The organism is Streptomyces sp. NPDC051286 (genome assembly GCF_044455345.1).
Taxonomy (GTDB): domain Bacteria; phylum Actinomycetota; class Actinomycetes; order Streptomycetales; family Streptomycetaceae; genus Streptomyces.
The window spans coordinates 1-17,540 of record NZ_JBITER010000076.1; the positions used below are offsets into that span (position 1 = coordinate 1).

At 69.3% G+C, this 17,540-nt stretch carries 13 protein-coding genes and 2 pseudogenes; 10 read left to right on the plus strand and 5 right to left on the minus strand.

The annotated features are described in order from the left end of the window. Window positions 1-422 precede the first annotated feature (422 nt). A complete protein-coding gene (locus ACIBB8_RS35425) occupies window positions 423-1,088 on the plus strand; it encodes a nitroreductase (protein ID WP_398959226.1) in 666 nt (221 codons plus the stop codon). Between the two features lie 178 nt (window positions 1,089-1,266). Here ACIBB8_RS35425 and ACIBB8_RS35430 read toward each other — a convergent pair whose 3' ends face one another. Beyond that, window positions 1,267-1,686: a hypothetical protein gene (locus tag ACIBB8_RS35430; protein WP_398959227.1), complete on the minus strand. Its 420-nt coding sequence runs from the start codon at window positions 1,684-1,686 to the stop codon at window positions 1,267-1,269. 209 nt (window positions 1,687-1,895) lie between these two features. Here ACIBB8_RS35430 and ACIBB8_RS35435 point away from each other — a divergent pair, with 209 nt between their 5' ends. The 4 genes from ACIBB8_RS35435 (at window position 1,896) to ACIBB8_RS35450 (ending at window position 5,715) form a co-directional block, all read left to right on the plus strand. After that, the gene (locus ACIBB8_RS35435) at window positions 1,896-2,723 is read left to right on the plus strand and encodes a VOC family protein (RefSeq protein WP_398959229.1); all 828 of its coding nucleotides are present in this window, start codon (window positions 1,896-1,898) and stop codon (window positions 2,721-2,723) included. A 304-nt stretch (window positions 2,724-3,027) separates the two neighbouring features. Beyond that, a complete protein-coding gene (locus ACIBB8_RS35440) occupies window positions 3,028-3,789 on the plus strand; it encodes a metallophosphoesterase family protein (RefSeq protein WP_398959231.1) in 762 nt (253 codons plus the stop codon). A gap of 374 nt (window positions 3,790-4,163) precedes the next feature. Next, the gene (locus tag ACIBB8_RS35445) at window positions 4,164-4,985 is read left to right on the plus strand and encodes an alpha/beta fold hydrolase (protein ID WP_398959233.1); all 822 of its coding nucleotides are present in this window, start codon (window positions 4,164-4,166) and stop codon (window positions 4,983-4,985) included. Window positions 4,986-5,076: 91 nt separating this feature from the next. Next, complete coding sequence (locus ACIBB8_RS35450) at window positions 5,077-5,715, plus strand: isochorismatase family cysteine hydrolase (RefSeq protein WP_398959235.1); 639 nt, start codon at window positions 5,077-5,079, stop codon at window positions 5,713-5,715. Between the two features lie 207 nt (window positions 5,716-5,922). On the opposite strand, the gene ACIBB8_RS35455 is transcribed toward ACIBB8_RS35450, so the two are convergent. Further along, window positions 5,923-6,156, minus strand: a complete 234-nt coding sequence (locus ACIBB8_RS35455; RefSeq protein WP_398959237.1) for a hypothetical protein — start codon at window positions 6,154-6,156, stop codon at window positions 5,923-5,925. 285 nt (window positions 6,157-6,441) lie between these two features. Further along, window positions 6,442-6,528: pseudogene (locus ACIBB8_RS35460) on the minus strand (transcriptional regulator); the annotation flags it as partial. A gap of 109 nt (window positions 6,529-6,637) precedes the next feature. On the opposite strand from ACIBB8_RS35460, the gene ACIBB8_RS35465 reads away from it, so the two are divergent. Then, window positions 6,638-7,369: an SDR family oxidoreductase gene (locus ACIBB8_RS35465; protein WP_398959239.1), complete on the plus strand. Its 732-nt coding sequence runs from the start codon at window positions 6,638-6,640 to the stop codon at window positions 7,367-7,369. A 110-nt stretch (window positions 7,370-7,479) separates the two neighbouring features. Here ACIBB8_RS35465 and ACIBB8_RS35470 read toward each other — a convergent pair whose 3' ends face one another. Further along, entirely contained in the window at window positions 7,480-9,552 is a 2,073-nt protein-coding gene (locus ACIBB8_RS35470; protein ID WP_398959241.1) for a SpoIIE family protein phosphatase, read from the minus strand. 767 nt (window positions 9,553-10,319) lie between these two features. Here ACIBB8_RS35470 and ACIBB8_RS35475 point away from each other — a divergent pair. The 4 genes from ACIBB8_RS35475 to ACIBB8_RS35490 all read left to right on the plus strand — a co-directional run bounded on the left by ACIBB8_RS35475 (window position 10,320) and on the right by ACIBB8_RS35490 (window position 17,191). Continuing rightward, complete coding sequence (locus ACIBB8_RS35475; RefSeq protein ID WP_398959243.1) at window positions 10,320-11,789, plus strand: purine-cytosine permease family protein; 1,470 nt, start codon at window positions 10,320-10,322, stop codon at window positions 11,787-11,789. Between the two features lie 183 nt (window positions 11,790-11,972). After that, on the plus strand, window positions 11,973-13,604 hold the full coding sequence (locus tag ACIBB8_RS35480) for a phytoene desaturase family protein (protein ID WP_398959245.1): 1,632 nt from the start codon (window positions 11,973-11,975) through the stop codon (window positions 13,602-13,604). Window positions 13,605-13,755: 151 nt separating this feature from the next. Then, on the plus strand, window positions 13,756-16,125 hold the full coding sequence (locus ACIBB8_RS35485) for a hypothetical protein (protein ID WP_398959247.1): 2,370 nt from the start codon (window positions 13,756-13,758) through the stop codon (window positions 16,123-16,125). Window positions 16,126-16,195: 70 nt separating this feature from the next. Further along, entirely contained in the window at window positions 16,196-17,191 is a 996-nt protein-coding gene (locus ACIBB8_RS35490; protein ID WP_398959249.1) for a hypothetical protein, read from the plus strand. A gap of 214 nt (window positions 17,192-17,405) precedes the next feature. On the opposite strand, the pseudogene ACIBB8_RS35495 reads toward ACIBB8_RS35490, so the two are convergent. Next, a pseudogene (locus ACIBB8_RS35495) lies at window positions 17,406-17,540 on the minus strand (IS110 family transposase); the annotation flags it as partial.

Genomic DNA, 17,540 nt, shown 5'->3' on the forward strand with positions numbered 1-17,540 from the left:
GCGGCCCAATACCTCCTCGGCGGCCCCCTCCCCCGGGCCCCCCCCCCCCAACCCTTTTACCAAAACCCCCCAGCGGCCCCCCCCGCGGCGGGGGGGGGGGGGGGGGCCCCCCCCCCCCGCGCCTGCTCACGGGCGAATAGTTGCTTGTACGTACGCGCTGAACCCGAACGAGCCGCCAGTCTCGGGCTCAACGCCACAGGGGAAACCGCACCAATTCACTCGAACCTTCCACTGAGCCACGGCGGCGCTCAGTCCTCGCCGGCGTCGTCATCGTCCGGTTCCGGCGCATCCGGGTCTCGCAGAGGCGGTAGGCCCTCACCCGGGACGGACGCGGCGAAGTGCGATCCGGATAGCCTGTTGCCTCTTGTGCGCGCCGAAAACGGTGGAGAGGTGGTTGCCGTTGGGCGAGAGGACGAGAAGACGTGGATGTGTATGAAGCTGTGGACAGCCGCCGGGCTGTGCGGGCGTTCAGCGATGAGCCGGTATCCAAAGAGATACTCGAACGGGTGCTGGCTGCAGCGACGCGGGCTCCGTCGAGTGGGAACCTCCAGCCGTGGCATGTATATGTCGTGACTGGTGAGCCCTTGGCCGAACTGAAGAGGCGCGCGACGGCCAGGGCACTGGCGGGAGACACGGGTGATGAGCGGGAGTACCCGATGTACCCCGCCGAACTGACCTCGCCGCATCTGGACCGCTTTTCCGCCGCGGCTGCCCAGCGGTACAAAGCGCTGGGAATCGAGCGCGACGACCCCGACAGGCCCATGAAGATCGCCGCCTTGAACTCGGAGGCGTTCGGGGCGCCGGTCGTCCTGTTCTGCTACCTCGACCGGACGATGGGGCCCGGACAGTGGGCGGACGCCGGGATGTACTTGCAGACGGTCATGCTGCTGCTGAGGGCGGAAGGTTTGCACAGCTGCCCCCAGGTGATGTGGACGGTGTATCGCGAGACTGTCAGCCAGATAGTCGGAGCCGATGACGGGCTCGTACTGTTCTGCGGTGTCTCGGTGGGATTCGAGAAGGAAGGCGTGCCACGGCTGCGGACCGGGCGGGCGGACATGACAGAAACCGTGAGCTTCATCGGAGTGTGACAGGACATGTCGGTCTTGCGACGGCGAACCTCTATGCCCCTCCCGTCAAGCTTTGCCCCGTCGCGCCGCCCAGCACGCTCGCTCGGTTAAACCGCCCTCGTGCGCACTCCCCGGCGAACGGCCGGCAACCCCTCACCCGTGGCCGCCCCATCCCCCTGCGTGGCATGAGCCCGGGTCTTCAGGGGGTTCCGTCGTGGTCGGGGTTTGGTTCCGGCCGGAGAACGGTTCCTCGCCGCTCGCCGGGGCCCGTGACGCCGGGCTTCGGCGCGTCGTCCCGAGCGGCGTGGCCGCCGGAGATCTCGTCCGGCCGGGTCACGGCGGGCCCCGTGCCCCGGATCTCGGTCCAGCTCGGGGAGTGCAGCCCGGACGACATCTGGGTGTGGGTGACCTCGGCGGGCCAGCGGGTCCCGGAGTCGAGGATCAAGGTGACAGCGTCCCGCACCAACAGCCCCTCGCCACCGGGCGCGGTCAGCCGGGCCGTCCAGGACCGCTCGGTGCCTGCCGCACCGCGTGCCTGGGCGACGGTGACCTCCGCCCACACACGGACCTGGGTCCCGTCCCTGCGCTCCACCGTTGCCAGACCCTCGTAGGGGTTCATACCTCCAGTCTGCGCCGGCGCCGGGCTGTCGCGCAGCGAGGGGACCCGTCGGCAGCACCCACCGTCCATGCCGCTCGCGGGGCGCCTTTTCCTCGGGCCGAGCCGGGGAAACCCGGCGCTGCCCCGGGTGGCGCAGGAGGCGTTGTGGGCGTATGCGTGGAGTGCATGCGCTGACAGCCCTTCGTGCGGGGGCGAGGAGACGAATCCTGATGACGCCTACACGCCACGTCACTCCGGTGTGCGGAACACCGTGCTGGGTCAACCGGATGACCCGCAACCTGCGCGCCACACAGGACTTCTACTCGGCCGTTCTGGGATGGGAGTTCCGCCCGGGCAGCCTGGGAACAGGTTTCTCGATCGCCTCCGTTCGGGGGCGATCGGTGGCCGGGCTGGCCGAGGTGGCACCCGGTCTGCCGATGGCCGGGGCGTGGAGCCCATACTTCGCCGTGGCGGACGCCGACGTCACCGCAGCCCGGGTCCGTGAGCGTGGCGGCACCATAGCCGTCGGCCCGGTGCGCTTCGGCCTGGGCCGGGGCGTGATGGCAGCCGACCGCGACGGGGCCGTGTTCGGCTTCTGGGAGGGCCGCGCCCTTCCCTGGTCGGCCGGCCGCGGCAACGCACCGGCCTTTCTCGAGCTGCGCACCCGCGACGCGTTCGACGCCGCCATCTTCTACGCCGAGATCTTCGACTGGGCCTCCGGCGAACCCGGCTGCTGCGAGGTCACCTACGCCTACGAGCAGGACACCGTCACCGTCCGCCAGGGCCAAAACACTGTGGCCACCCTGCGCGGAGGCGGCGTCGGGGAATCTCCCGACCCCCGCGTGCGGCCTCGTTGGCACGTGCACTTCCAGGTCGACGACGTGGAATCAGTCATCGCCGCCGCACGCGCGGCAGGAGGAACCGCCACCCCCGTGGCCCCCTCGCCCGGCGGCGGCACCGAATCCGTCATCAGCGACCCCGGCGGCGGCCTCTTCACCGTGTGGACCGGATCGGTACTCGCCGGGCCAGTGACCGCAGCCGACCAGGAACCGGTGTGATCGATACCGGGAGACCGGCGAAGGCGCCGCCGCACAGTGGAAACGGAGATGCTCGCCGCGGCCAGTGATGAGGCCGGCTGCACCTCGGCCACCCACCGACTCGTCCCACGGGCCCCGCCCGCCCCCGTCATCGCCCTGGCAGTCAGCTACCTCGACAGGAACACGACCCGCACCGTCACCGAGGCCGCAGCCCCCGGAAGAACTACGCGTCCGGTGACCATGCCCGGCGAAGCGGCCCCACCACGGCCTTCGCGTCGGGCGAACGTCCTCACTTCCCGGCTGTCTTCACCTCACAGTGGTGACCATGCTGAACCGAGTGGCCGTCCTTTCCGACATTCACGGAGTCCTCCCCGCGCTCGAGGCCGTGCTGGCCGAGCCGGACGTGAGCGCCGCTGATCAGATCGTGCTCACCGGCGACATCACCGCAGGTCCACAACCGGCGCAGGTCCTTGACCTGTTGACCAGCCTCGGCGACCGGGTCGTCTGGATCAGCGGCAACGCCGACCGCGAACTTCTGGAGTACCGCCGCGGGCAGCGCGACTCGCTCCCTGATCCGATCGCGCCCTGGGCTGCCGAACAGCTGCGCGAGGACCATCTCGACCTCCTCGGTCGACTGCCGCGATCACTCTCCCTGCCCGTACACGGCCTGGGCAAGGTGCTGTTCTGCCACGCCACCCCCCGGGACGACGAAGAGGTCGTCCTGGTCGACTCGCGCCTCGATCGCTGGAAGGAAGTGTTCGGTGGGCTCGACGCCGACATCCGCACGGTGGTCTGCGGCCATACCCACATGCCATTCGTCCGCGTCGCCCACGGCCGACTGGTGATCAACCCCGGCAGCGTGGGCACGCCCTACGGACGAAGCGGAGCCCACTGGGCCCTCCTGGGCCCTGGCATCGACCTGCGCATCACCGACTTCGACATCAAGGCCGCCGTCATCCGGGTCAGCCAGGACTCCTCGTACCCCGACATCACGGAGTGGGCCGACTACTTCCTGCACGCGCGCGCAACCGACGCAGACGCTCTCGAAGCCTTCGGCCCACGGGACGGACGCGAGCACGCAGGGTGACGACCTCCTCTGTCTCCGACAGCAGACGGCACAACACCGACCACACCATCAACGAGGCCTGCCCCTCTGCATTCCTTCAGCGCACCGACCTGACCTGCTGCTCGGCGCCCGCAAGTCGGCAGCGGCGCACTCCCTCAACTGGCTCAACTTGGCGTCCCGATCTGACGCGTTCTATGGTCGAAACTGGCTGCCGGAGCGGGGCGCGAGCAGCATCCGTGACGGTGGGTGCGATCGGTGAAGCGTGCCAGGATCCTGGACCCCGCACTTACGGCCTGGTGCACGATAGAGAGTGGATCAGGCCGTTATTCGGTCGTGAGCGGGACGTGGCCGTCGCAGGCCTGGAGGCTCGGGGAAGTCAGCCGGGAGGAACCGCGATGAGCACGTTCACCACTGCTGACGGGACAGAGATCTTCTACAAGGACTGGGGCAGTGGGCAGCCGGTCGTGTTCAGCCACGGCTGGCCTCTCAACGCCGACGCATGGGATGGCCAGCTCCGCCTGGTTGCGGAAAACGGCTACCGGGCCATCGCCCACGACCGGCGCGGACACGGCCGCTCGGGCCAGCCGTGGAACGGCAACCACATGGACACCTACGCCGACAACCTTGCGCAGCTGATCGACGCCCTCGACCTGCGCGACGCCGCCCTGGTCGGCCACTCCACCGGCGGCGGGGAGGTGGCCCGTTACATCGGCCGCCACGGCACCGGCCGCGTCGCCAAGGCTGTGCTGCTGGGTGCGGTGCCTCCACTGATGCTCAAGACCGAGACCAACCCGGAGGGCCTGCCGATCGAGGCCTTCGACGCCATTCGCGAGGGTGTTGCCGGCGACCGCTCCCAGTTCTACTGGGAGCTCGCGGATCCCTTCTACGGCTTCAACAGGCCGGGAGCCGCCGACTCGGACGGGGTGCGCCGGGCCTTTTGGATGTGGAGCATGGAGGTCGGCCTCAAGGGCGCATACGACTGCATCGAGCAGTTCTCGGAGCAGGACTTCACCGAGGATCTCAAGCGCTTCGATGTTCCGACGCTGATCGTGCACGGTGACGACGACCAAATCGTGCCCTTCGCCGCCTCGGCACCCAAGTCCGCCGAGCTGATCAAGGACGCGACCCTCATCGTCCACGCCGGCGCCCCGCACGGGCTGGTCGGCGAGCATGAGAAGGCCTTCAACGCGGAGCTGCTGGATTTCCTCAAGGGCTGACCGCCACCCACCTCCGGCCGGGCGACGCGCCCGTGGCCCGTAGCCGATTGTTCCGCCACCGTCCAGAACCACCCACGAGGGGAGCCTTGGCATGAACGACCCCGGATACGCCGGCGAGAGCACCGCACTGCTTGTGGTTGACCCGTACAACGACTTCTTGTCCGAGGGCGGGAAGCTGTGGCCGCGCACAAAGGAAGTTGCCGAGCAGGTCGGCCTCCTCGACCACATGCGTCAGGTCCTGGCAGCCGCCCGTGCGTCCCGAATGCGCGTCTTCTTCGTGCCCCACCGACGGACTTCCCCAGGCGACTACGAGACGTGGGCGTATCTGTCCCCTTCGCAGGACGCGACGCGCAAAGGACAGGTCTTCGCGGTGGGTACGTGGGGCGGAGAATTCCACCCGGACTTCCAACCGCGCGAGGGAGAACTTCGCGTGCACGAACACTGGTCCGCCAGCGGCTTCGCCAACACCGACCTGAACTTCCTGCTGAAGCAGCATCACGTCTCACGGATCGTGCTGATCGGCATGCGGGCGAACACCTGCATCGACACCACCGCGCGATTTGCCCAGGAGCTCGGCTATCACGTCACGCTGATCAAGGACGCCATCGCTGCGTTCCGCCCCGAGGAGATGCAAGCGACGTTCGAGCTCAACGCTCCCACCTACGCCCACGCCATCCTGACCGCGGACGAGTTCACCTCAGGGCTGGCCCATGCGACAACCAGCCCCTGAAGGCGAAACCGGCGTTCATCGCCACCGTGGATGCCTGGCCACCGGGCGACCAGCCCGTCCAGGAAATCCCCGCTCGACCGCCGGAACAGCCCAGCCCGTACGGGGTGAGGACCCCCACTCGGTCAGCCCAGCCGGGATGTCCCCCTGCGGCGTGCCGCCTCCCGCCGCCGCGCCGCGATCTGCTGCAGGCAGGAATCCGGCGTTCGCTCAAGCGTGGTCAACCAGTTGCGCATGGCCTTTCTGGCGTGCGCAGTGGGCGCAGCAGAAGAACTGGCCGTTCGCCTGGAGACCATGCCCCAAGATCCGGCATTGACAGTTTTCGCAGGACGGAGCGATCCGTTGGGCTGCGCACTCAAGGCTGTCGAAGATGTGAGTAACCCCGTCCGCACGCACCTCGAATGCCTTCTCGTAGTCATTGCTACAGACTTCACATACCGCCATGGTCGATTACTCCTCGCGCTGTGCCGGGCGTCTCTCCTGGACGTTACGAGGCTGTGCTCAGCCTCACCCCAACGCAAGCCGACCAGCGGCATGGGCCTACGCGATCACCCACCTGGACGCGGTTCACGGCACAACAGCGCGGCACCGTCTCGTGCCACCTCGGGACGGGCCTGCGCTCGCGGGAGAGCACAGTGGTGGTCACGGCCCGAACGCACATCGTGGTCGCCCGAACCGGTATCACCTGGCTTCGGCCGGCCAGGCATCCGGCGCTCCGGCCCAGCCACGGGGACCAGGCCCGTCGACTGCTTCGACGACGTCGAGCACCGTGATCAACAGGGGTGACCGAGTCAGGTCGTAGCCGCCCGCCCGCCCTCCCTGGGGTGGGTGAGACGCCGTGCGGTTGCGCCAGCCGCGCGGCCTAGGTGAAGTTAGCGCCAGCAAGGAATATATCGGACATTGTCATCGGCGAAAGGACCATGCAATGAAGTTCGCAGTCATCGGCGGAACCGGGCTCATCGGGTCGTTGGTCGTGAAGAACCTGAACGCAGCCGGCCACCAGGCAGTCCCGCATTCCCTGTCCAGCGGCGTGGACGTCATCACCGGCCTGGGGCTGGATGATGCCGTGGCAGGCGCCGACACCGTCATCAACCTGACGAATTCCCCGACCTTCGACGACGCCTCGCCCGCCTTCTTCCGGACGTCGATGGACAACCTCCTCACCGCGAGTGAGAAGGGCCGCGTCGGGCACTTCGTCATCCTCTCCATCGTCGGCGCGGACCAGGTGCCCGACATGGACTACTACCGGGCGAAGGTGCTTCAGGAAGACATCCTCAAGGCCGGCCCGATCCCGTACTCCATCGTCCGAGCCACGCAATTCATGGAGTTCATCGACGCAGTGATGTCCGAGACCACCGAAGGCGAGACCGTCCGCCTGCCGCGTACGCCGCTCCAGCCGATCGCCGCCGCGGATGTCTCCCGCATCGTCGCCGAAGTCGCCGCCGGCACCCCGCTCAATGACGTCCTCCAGATCGCGGGCCCCGACGTCTATCCCCTCGACGAACTTGGCAGGCTCACCCTCGCCGCCAAGGGTGACGGGCGCTCTGTCGTCACCGATGACACCGCCGGCATGTTCGCCATCGTCCATGGTGATGTCCTCACCGCCCGGAACGACGCCCGCATCGCCCCCACCCACTACACCGACTGGCTCTCCTGAACCAGCTGCGACCCGAGGGGCGCCGCATCGGCCCTTCTCCCCCCTGGGTGACGATGGCGCTCTGCGGAACTCCCGCCAACGCCCTTGCCGTGCGGCGAACGCGCAGCCGGCTACGCCTGAGGACGCGCGATGAGCAGAGCGACGTCATCGTGGTGCTCCGGATCCCGCAGTGCGCCGAGAAGCCGGTCGCATGTCTCTTCCAAGGGTCGCTGGGGGCCTTCCAGCAACTGGAGAAGTCTGTTCAGGCGCTCGTCGATGGGACGTTCGCGGGTTTCGACCAGTCCGTCGGTATAGAGGACGAGAAGATCTCCGTTGCCCAGTCCGACGGTGCCGGCTTCGAAGGGCACGCCGCCGACGCCGAGGGGAACACCGGTGGGCAGGTCGAGCAGTTCCGGGCGGTGGCCTGTGCGTACGAGGACGGGAGGCATGTGTCCCGCTGTGGCGATGTGGCACTCCGCGCGGCGCGGGTCGTAGACGGCGTAGACGCAGGTGGCGATGTAGTGCTCCAGGCGTGCGGTGGTCTTGTCGAGCTGTCGGAGCACCTGTGCGGGGTCGAGGCCGAGATCGGCCAGCGTGCACGTCGCGGTGCGCAGTCGGCCCATGGTCGCGGCGGCGTCTATCCCGCAGCCCATCACGTCACCCACCACCAAGGCGGTCTTGTCGCCGTCCAGGGAGATGACGTCGAACCAATCCCCGCCGACCTCACTGGCAGCTCCGGCGGGTTCGTAGCGGGAGGCGACGTCCAGGCCCGCATGGTGCGGAGGGTGATCCGGAAGCAAGCTGCGTTGGAGGGTGACTGCGGTGTTGCGCACGCTCTGGAACCAGCGCGCGTTGTCGATGCACACCGCGGCGCGGGCGGCGAGCTCACCGGCCAGGGTGGCGTCGTCCTCGTCGAAGGGCAGCGGGTTGCGAGCGCGTATGAAGTCCACGGCGCCCAGGACTTCGCCGCGGGCGATCAGTGGCACCGCGAGATACGAGTGGACGCCGGCCTGGGCCAGGAGGGCGGCGGCAGCCGGGTCGCGGGCGATGCGCGGCAGATCCTGATCGGTTGCGTGCGGCACCAGCACCGGCCGACCCGTGTGCACGCACTGCGTGACCAGGCGGTCAGCGCCGTACATGGCAAGGTCTCCGGGCCTGTCGGCGGCGCGGACGACCTCAGTGGGATAGGCGGCTACGACAGCGAGGGCGCGGAAGAGTTCCGGACCGGTCGCAGGCGCGGCCGAGCGGCGCAGGGCCAGGACGGAGTCGAGCACGTCGACCGCGACCACATCGGCAAGGTCCGGCACCGTGGCCTCGGCCAGCTCCCGGGCGGTCTGGTCCACCTCCAGGGTGGTGCCGACGCGGGCGGAGGCGTTGGCGATGAGGGCAAGGCGACGCCGAGCCCGTGCGGCCTCGGTGGCCGCACGGTGCCGCTCGGTGATGTCCACGACCGATGCAGCCACCCCGAGCACCCGCCCGGCGCGGTCCTCCAGCCGGAAATACGAGGTGGACCACGCGTGCTCGGTCTCGGGTTCGGTGGGGGTGCGACCGACGACGTACCGGTCCAGGACGGGGACACCGGTTGCCAGGACCTGGCGCATCACGGACTCGATGGCCTGGGTGTCCAGGAAGGGCAGGGCTTCATGGACATTCCGGCCGATGTGGTCGGCGGCGGGCAGGCCGTTGATGCGGGCCAGGGCTGGGTTGACGGTCACGTACCGCAGGTCGGTGTCCATGACCTTGAGCCCGATCGGGGACTGCGAGACCAGCCGCTCGGAGAGCGCGAGCTCGGTTTCGAGCTGCTGGAGGGTGGTGTGGTCGGCCGCGACACTCAAGGCGTATACGTCGCCGAGGTCGTCCAGGAGCCGCATGTTGCGGAACTCGACCAGCCGGGTGGTTCCGTCCTTGTTCCGGATGGGGAAAGCACCGGCCCAGCTCCGGCCCGTTTCCATCACCTCGGCGAACAACTTGATCACCAGATCCAGGTGCTCCTCGTGGACCATCAGGTGTGCCGCGTACTGGCCAAGAGCCTCCTGCGCGGTGTAGCCGAACAGCTCTTCGGCCTGCGGGCTCCAGAAAGCGATCCGTCCGTCGGCGTCCAGCACCACCGCGGCGACAGTCAGCAGATCCAGCAACCCAGCCGGGCGTGAACGCCCGGGGCGCAGCCGACTGATGTCGGTCCGGAAGGATTCGATGCTGTTCATGCAAGGCCACTCCCTCCGCCTGTCAACCGACGCGGGTCCTCCTGCCGACTTTCGGTCGCGCCGGTCTCGTTGCTGCTCCGGATAACCCCCATACTCCCCCGAGCCCCGTCGCCATCCCAGCGCAAGACGGTTGGCAGACCGGAGAGGACCCGTCCGACCGACAGCGGGCGGTACACGGCCTGCGGCTGCCCGTGACGGGTTCTTCCTGGTGGTACGGATCGAACTGAATCGGGAACTCGTCGGCGGCGAGCTCCGTACCCGCCGCCGCAACCCTGCCGGTCATCGCGGCCGTGCGTCCGGCCTGGCGGTCCGACGGCCGTCTGCGCAGGCACCGCCACGGTCGGCGGAGGGAACCTGAACGGCCCGGCAGTGCCGATGGCCACCGGCACTGCTCTCCGCGCTCGCGGTCCTGGCCGTCGGGAGCACCCACCTGCCCTCTGCAATGCGGGCCTTCCCGCCGACCTTTGCGGTCGTCGACGACCCGGGGTCCGACACGCTCACCGACGGCATCTCCGCCGTCCCGCCGGCCGCCGCGGGGCCGATCCACGTCCGGCTCGTCCGTGACCAATCCCTCATCTGCGCGGTCACCGACACCGGGCGAGTCCGTTTCCCTACGGAACTACCGCGTTGAGACCTTTTTCACCGTTCCGCGGACACGCCCCTCGACCACAGTAGGATTGCTTGATTCGTGCGCTAAGCGCGAAGAGTTCCATAAATGTGGAATACGCCCAACTTATCTCCCGCTTCACACGCACGGAGCCACCCTCATGGACAATCTGTCCACCGCCGACACCGACGGCGCGATAGAGACACGCGGAATCGAACCTGTCCCAGCCCACGAGCGCCGGGGCAGAGTCCGCGAACTCTTCCCCACGTGGGTCGCGGCGAACATCAGCGTCCTGCTTCTCACCATGGGTGCGGCCCTGGTGGTGTTCAACCAGTTGAATTTCTGGCAGGTCCTGATCGTCGCGGTGTGCGCCGCGGTCGCCTCGTTCGGCATGGTCGGCTTGCTGTCGGTCTCCGGCAAGTGGGGCGGGGCGCCGGGCGCGACGCTTTCGCGGGCCACCTTCGGTGTGCGCGGCAACCTGTTCCCCGGCGCGATCCTCTGGATCGCTCGGTTCGGTTGGGAGACGATCAACGCCGTCACCGGTGCCTACGCCGTGCTGACCATTCTTGACCTGCTCTTCGGCGTCAAGACCAACACCGCGCTGATCGCCATCACGCTCTTCGCCTTCGTTGCTTGTACGTTCCTGGTCTCCGGCATGGGCCGGAAGGCGCTCAATGCCTGCAACACCTGGTCGACGTACCTCTTCGGCGTCTTCAGCGTCCTGGTGCTGGGTTACCTGATCGCGACCATGCACTGGGGTGAGGTCTTCTCCAAGCCCGCGGGAACCACCGCAATGATGATCGCCGGCATCGGGACCATCGCCGCAGGTGGCATCAGCTGGGTCCCCACCGGCCCGGACTTCACGCGCTACCTGCCGCACGCCGCCTCCGGCAGGAAGATCGTCGGCGTGACGGTTTCGGGCGCCGCTCTGGTGATGGTGCCGATGGTGCTGATGGGTGCGGTGATGGCGACCGCCTCGCCCGGTCTGGCGCAGGCCTCGGACCCGGTCGCCTTCCTCGGCGACCTGCTGCCGACGTGGCTGGCCGTGCCGTACCTGCTGACCGCACTTGTGGGCATGATGCTGATCAACAGCCTCTCGATGTACTCGGCCGGCTTCACCGCCCAGACCATGGGTGTCAAGCTGCCGCGTGCCATGGCCGTCAGCATCAACGCCGTAATCTCGCTGGTCGGCGGCCTGATGCTGATGCTGGTCGCCAAGAGCTTCCTGGGCTCCTTCATCACCTTCCTGACCCTGCTCGCCGTCTCCTTCTCGGCCTGGATCGGCGTCTACGCGGTGGACATGTTCCGGCGTCGATCGCTTGCGGTGCGCTACGACGCCGCCGCGCTGATGGACACCAGCCGGAGCAGCCGGTACTGGTACGTGGGCGGCTTCTGCTGGCAGGCGATGGTGTCCTGGGGGGGCGCACTGCTGATCGGGCTCGCTTTCACCAAGTGCGACTGGTTCGCCGGCCCGTTCTCCAGCACGCCCATCGGCAAGTACGGGCTCGCCTGGGCGGCGACCATCGTGATCTCCGGCGTGATCATGGCCGTGCTCCCCGCGCCCCGGGAGAACACGTCCGCCGCCACCGAGGAGACGCCTGCTCTCAGGGCCGAGCGGGTCACCGTCTGACGCGAACGCGCGGACTCCTCGTCCTGACTGCCCGGCCGCCGGTTCACCTGAGCCGGCGGCCGGTCTTCCCAGGGCAGTGGACATGGCCATCCGTCATGCTCAATTGATCGACTGAAGCGTACTTGGCTGGCGAGATGCAGTTCGAGGTGCATCTCCCGCAATGAGGCCGATGAGGTAGGTCAGATGGGTGAAGTGGACGCTGTCGTCATCGGTTCCGGCATCAACGGGCTCGTCGCCGCGGCCGAGCTGGCCATGGCCGGGTGGTCGGTCGTCCTCGTGGAACGCAACCAGCACATCGGCGGATTCATCGCAACCGAACAGCGCACGCTCCCCGGCTACCTGCACGACACCTACTCCTCCTGGCACCCGCTGTTCGTCGCAGGCCCGGCCTTCGCCAGCCTCGGCGAGCCGCTGCGCCGGCACGGGCTGGATTACTGCAACACCGAGGAGTGGGTCACTGCGAGCGTGGCCGACGACGGGCGGGTCACGCTGGCGCACCGGGATCCGGTACACACCGCCGCCGGTTTCGAGCACGAAGCCGACCGGGCCACGTACCTGGCCGGCCTGGGTCGGCTGGGCGACAGCATGCGGGCGATCGGTGGGCTGATGGGCAGCGAGCTACGCTCGCCTGCGCTGCTGCGGCATGCTGCCGGCCTGCTCCGCACCGGCGGGCGCACGGGATCTGAACAGTGGCTGCGCTCACTGGTGACAAGCGGTCGTGCCTACGCTCGCGCGGAGTTCCACGGGCACGAGGTGGACCATCTCTTTTCCCCATGGTTGCTGCACGCCGGACTGTCGCCGGACCACGCGTCGGGCGGATTCATGATGCCGCTGCTCGCCGCCACCTTGCACGGGTTCGGCCTACCAGTGGTCACCGGAGGTTCGGGCCGGTTTCTCGATGCCTTCCGGTCGCTGCTGGACTCCCTTGGTGCGCGGGTGGAAGCCGGCTCGCGGGTCGAACGCATCCTTGTCGAAAAGGGGCGTGCGGTGGGAGTGGTGGCCGACAGCGGTACCATCCGTGCGCGCCGTGCCGTGCTTGCTTCTGTGACCCCCACCGCGCTGTACGGCAGCCTCCTTCCGGAGGGCTCGGTGGATCCGGCTGTGCGTGACGCAGCCGCGCGTTTTCGCTACGGCCGCGGTGCGATGCAAATCCACGTCGCGTTGTCCCAGCCGATCGGTTGGCGGGACGAACGTCTGAGCAAGGTCCCGATCGTCCATCTCTCCGACGGCTCGGCCGGTACCGGCATCGCCTGTGCTGAAGCGGAGGCGGGTCTTCTGCCGAGGCGGCCTACGGTGGTTGTCGGACAGCAGTACGTTCTGGACCCCAGCCGCGTACCTGTCGGATCCGCTGCCCTCTGGCTGCAGTTGCAGGAAGTACCCTTTGCACCCCTCGGAGACTCGGCCGGTGAGCTGGACACGGCTCAGGGCTGGACGGCGGCACTGGCGCGGGGCTACGCCGAACGGGTCCTGAGCCGGATCGCCCGGCATGCACCCGATGTGCACGACAAGATCCTCGCCGTGGACGTGGTCACACCTGTACAGCTTGCCCAATACAACCCGAACGCGGTCCATGGCGATCCGTACGGCGGCTCCGGCGAACTCGACCAGAGCTACCTGTGGCGTCCCCTGCCCATGTCTGGGCGGCACGCGACCGCAATCCGCGGGCTGTGGCACATCGGTGCCTCGACCCATCCGGGGGCGGGGCTGGGCGGTGGTTCCGGACACATGGTCGCCGCCAGGCTGACCGGACAGCCACGATTCCCTCGCGTTCCGCACTTTTCCAGCAAGCGCCGAAACAAGTCCGGCCGAGCATGAGAGGTGCCGGGCGCCGAGCGCAGCCGCCGTCCGGAGCGGGTACGCGCAAACCGCTACGGGTGACGGCCCGCTGCACCGGCTCGACCACCCCAGTTACGGCGCCGCCCTTCTGGAGCGCGCCCGGCTGAGCGAGACAGCGGCTCACCGCCGCGTGTTCGACGCCCTGTACCGGCCGACGGGCGACTGGGACCAGGCCGACGAGTACACCCTGGCCTACCTGGGCGCGCACGCGGCCCAGATCCCGGCGAGCCCCGACGATCCACCGGACGAGCAGCACCCGCTCGAGCAGCTGTTCTGCGACCCGGAGTTCCTGGTGCGCACGGAGCCCGACGTCATGCTGCCGCTCACCGGGCGGCTGATCGGCACCTGCGACGGTGCCGCGCTCTACCGGCGGGTCGGCGCCGGGTTCAGGAGCCACACCTCGCAGGACCAGCGCCGGGCGATGCTCAGCGCCGAGGCGTTTGTCAGCCACCCCGACACCCACGAGATGCTCGGTCGCCTGCCGGGCTTCGCCGAGCAGATCTGGCGGGAGGTGTGGACCGACGCGGTCCCGCAGCCGCCGGAACTGACACTGCCCGCCCCGCTCGGCGGCGCCCTCGCCCTGAGCTGGAGCCGGGCCGCGGGCGGCACGATCTCCGTGGCCGGCCGTGGCGAGATCGTCACCCGCCGCGCTGACACGGGCGCCTACCTGCACACCAGGCGCCCCGCCGACGGCTGGACGGAGGGCTCGGTGTTCGCCGAGGTCCGCGAGGCGACCGCACGGGGCACACGGATCACCGCGTCCCGCGACGGACGGTCGCTGCACCTGTGGTGGGGTGACGAGCGCCGGCCTCGCAGGAGTTACACCTGGGACGGCCGGATCGGCGATCTGGACGCCGCCCGCTGCGACGACGGCGTCCAGATCGTCGCGGCAGACGGAAAGTGCGTGTGGGCCTGGCGCTGTGCCGAGGAGGAGCAGGACATACGCCACGACGTCCTGCCGGTCCGGGCCGAGCAGGTGGCGCTGCTGAGCCTGCGCGACCGCTGTTTTCTGCTCACCGCGGGCGACACCGTGACCTTGCACGAGCTGAACGGCAAGCTGTATGGCGATCAGGATCTGGTGCGGTCGCGGTGGGAGGTGTCCGCGGCCTCCGGCCGGCGCCTCGCTGTCTCCGTTCTGCCCGAGGACGCCGAAAGCGGGCTCATCGCGGTCTCCGAGGCCACCTCGGACGGCGAGCGGGTCACCGTGTGGCGTGTCACCGCGCAGGGACACACGGCCTTGGTCGTCACCCGCCTGCGCCAGTACGACTCCGTGGCACGGGAACTCGCCCTCGGGCGGCGCGGCGACCTGCCGCTGCTCGCCCTGCACGAGGGCCACCGCGTGAGGGTGCACAGCCCCACCGACGACACGGTCGACGCGGTACTGAAGCTGTCCAGCGAGCGCAGCGGTCTGGCGTTCGACCCCGCGGGCACCGGACGGCTGGCCGTCGGTGACGGCGACGAGGTACGGGTGATCGACACCGTGGCGCTGGCAGCCGCCGACGTCCCGCCCCCGCCCCCGCGCAGTGAGAGCTGGCCGAGGCCCGCCATCGCAACGGACGGGTCCGGGAACGTGCTGTTGGCGCGGGCGGCCGGCCAGCAGGTGCTGGTCGGCCTGCATCACCCGGTGCGCGGGCGGGCTGGCAGCGGCGTGGTCCTCCCGTGCGGGTCGCGCGTGACCGCCGTGGCCGCCCTGGGGCAGGACGACGGATGGACGGTGGCCGCCGCAGCGGGTCGGCGGGTCCGCGTGGGGCGCCTCGACTCGTCGCTGACGGAGCACACCGAGGACTCGCCCGTCGAGCTCGGCGGCGACGCCGGGGACAGCATCCCGGGGCTGGCCCTGGTGGCCGGTCCCTCGGGCGCCCCCTGGCTGTTCGTGCCCGAGGGCGGGCGGGTGGTGCCCTTCCTGCGCAAGGGCACCGGCTGGGCACCGCAGGAGGCCATCGAGGCCGCCCAGATCCGGGTGTGCGACGTGGCCGCGCACACGGCGTCCGGGCGGACCTGGGTCGCGGCGGACTGCGGCCACGCACTGACCTTGTGGGAAAGCACCGAGCAGGGCGGCTTCACCCGCCTCGGCCAGCGACCCGCCCAACCCGACTCCCGCGCGGGCATCGCTCTGACCTGCCAGTACGACGACGGTGAGCTGTTGCCCCTCGTCGCCTGGAGCGAGGCGGGCTCGGGGTACCTGGCCGAGTACGACGGCGACTCGCCCGTGCGCCGGTTCTCCAGTCACGGCGCCCCCACCGCCCTGGCCTTCGCCGGCACCTTGAGGCGCCCTCTGCTGCTGGCCTTCGGCGGCGAAGGGACAGTCACCGTCCGGGACGTCGTGGACAGGAGGTGGGCGACCGAGCTTGCCGTCCCGTACCGCGGCGCCGCCGTCCACACGGCGAACGCCGTGCACATCGCGCGGCACGGCCTGTCGATGTTCTTGCAGGGCCCCGACCGGTGTGACCAGGTGAGGATTCCCCAGGACCGCCTCGGGACCACCGTCGGCCGCGCCTGACCGGGAGCGACGGAACGACCGTCGGGCCGATGTCCGGCCCGGGAGAGAAAGAAGACGGAGAACCCATCTCATGCACCACGACCTGGTTGTCTTCGTGCCGGGCATCCTCGGCACGCGTCTGACCCGCGACGACAAGGACGTGTGGAACCAGTCGAAGCAGGCGCTGCTGAGTCTGCGCAGCCCGGGCAGGGTCGTGGAGGGTCTGATGCTGCCACCCGGCATCCGCGACGAGGCGCCCGACGGACCGTACGCGTTGGAGGCCGGCCGGCTGCTGAAGGGCCCCGAAGCGCTGCCCGGGTTCCTGTCCTGCATCGGCTATCCCGACGTCCGTGTAGCGCTGGGCTGGGACGACGACCAGACCGGCCAGGAGCTGCACCCGATGCAATACCTTGTGTTCCCCTACGACTGGCGGCTGTCGAACCGGGTGCGGGAGGCGTTCGCCTTCCACGAGAAGATCAATGACGCCTGGGACCGCAACCAGGTCGGACTTGCCGCACCGCCGTACCGGGTGCACTGCTTCGCCGGCCGGGCGCACCCCACCGTGGCCGGCGTCGTGGTGGGTGTCGACGGAGGCCTCACGTTCCCGACCCGCCTCGACAACGACCGGGACTGGGGCGGGGACGGCACAGTGCCCGGCGGGTCGGCCTTCGCCTCGTGGGTGCTGGAGCGCGAGGACGACGCGCTGTGGAACGGCGAGCGCCATGCCGGCATGGCCGGCTCAGAGGCACTGCGGCACCAGCTGATGGCGATCCGCCGTAGCAGGCCGGCCCGTCAGATGCTCGCGGGCGACCACGATTTCGGCCTCGAGGTGCCTGACATGGCGCTGGCAGGTGAGCCGTTCACCATCCGGGCGAGCGGCCCGGACGTCACCGGGCGGACGCTGCGGGCTTGGCTGGTCGCTCCGGGGCTGCCTGAGACCGACGCCAGTCCCGTGACCCTGCTGCCCGATGGGACGGGCGGTCTGGCCGCAGAGCTGACCGCGGCGGAGGGAACGTGGACGCTGCGGGTCGAGGCGGAACGCCCGTATGCGGTGTGCCACGACGTCGTCACCGTCGCCGAGGCGTGAGCCTGTCCGGCCCAGTCCCGGGCCGGGCGCCATCCCCGCACGATGACCAGCCCCGACTCGAAGGAGAACACCACCAGTTGCGCCCGGTCCCCAGCGCCTTGACATGCTCGCCGAGCTGCGTGAGAGGCAGGGCGCAAAAGAAGGCACCGATGTCCCAGCGCCCGGACAGGGGCGTGGACTGGGGGAAAATCCGCCTCGCTTCCTAATGCTGTTGTCAAGCAGCCGTAGTCACTGGAGGTGCGACTTGATAGCATCGCCGGTCACGGATCAGGGCCCACAGAACGTTGACGCGTCGGCGGGCGAGGGCGAGTACGGCCTGGACGTGCTTCTTCCCCTCCGCACGTTTGCG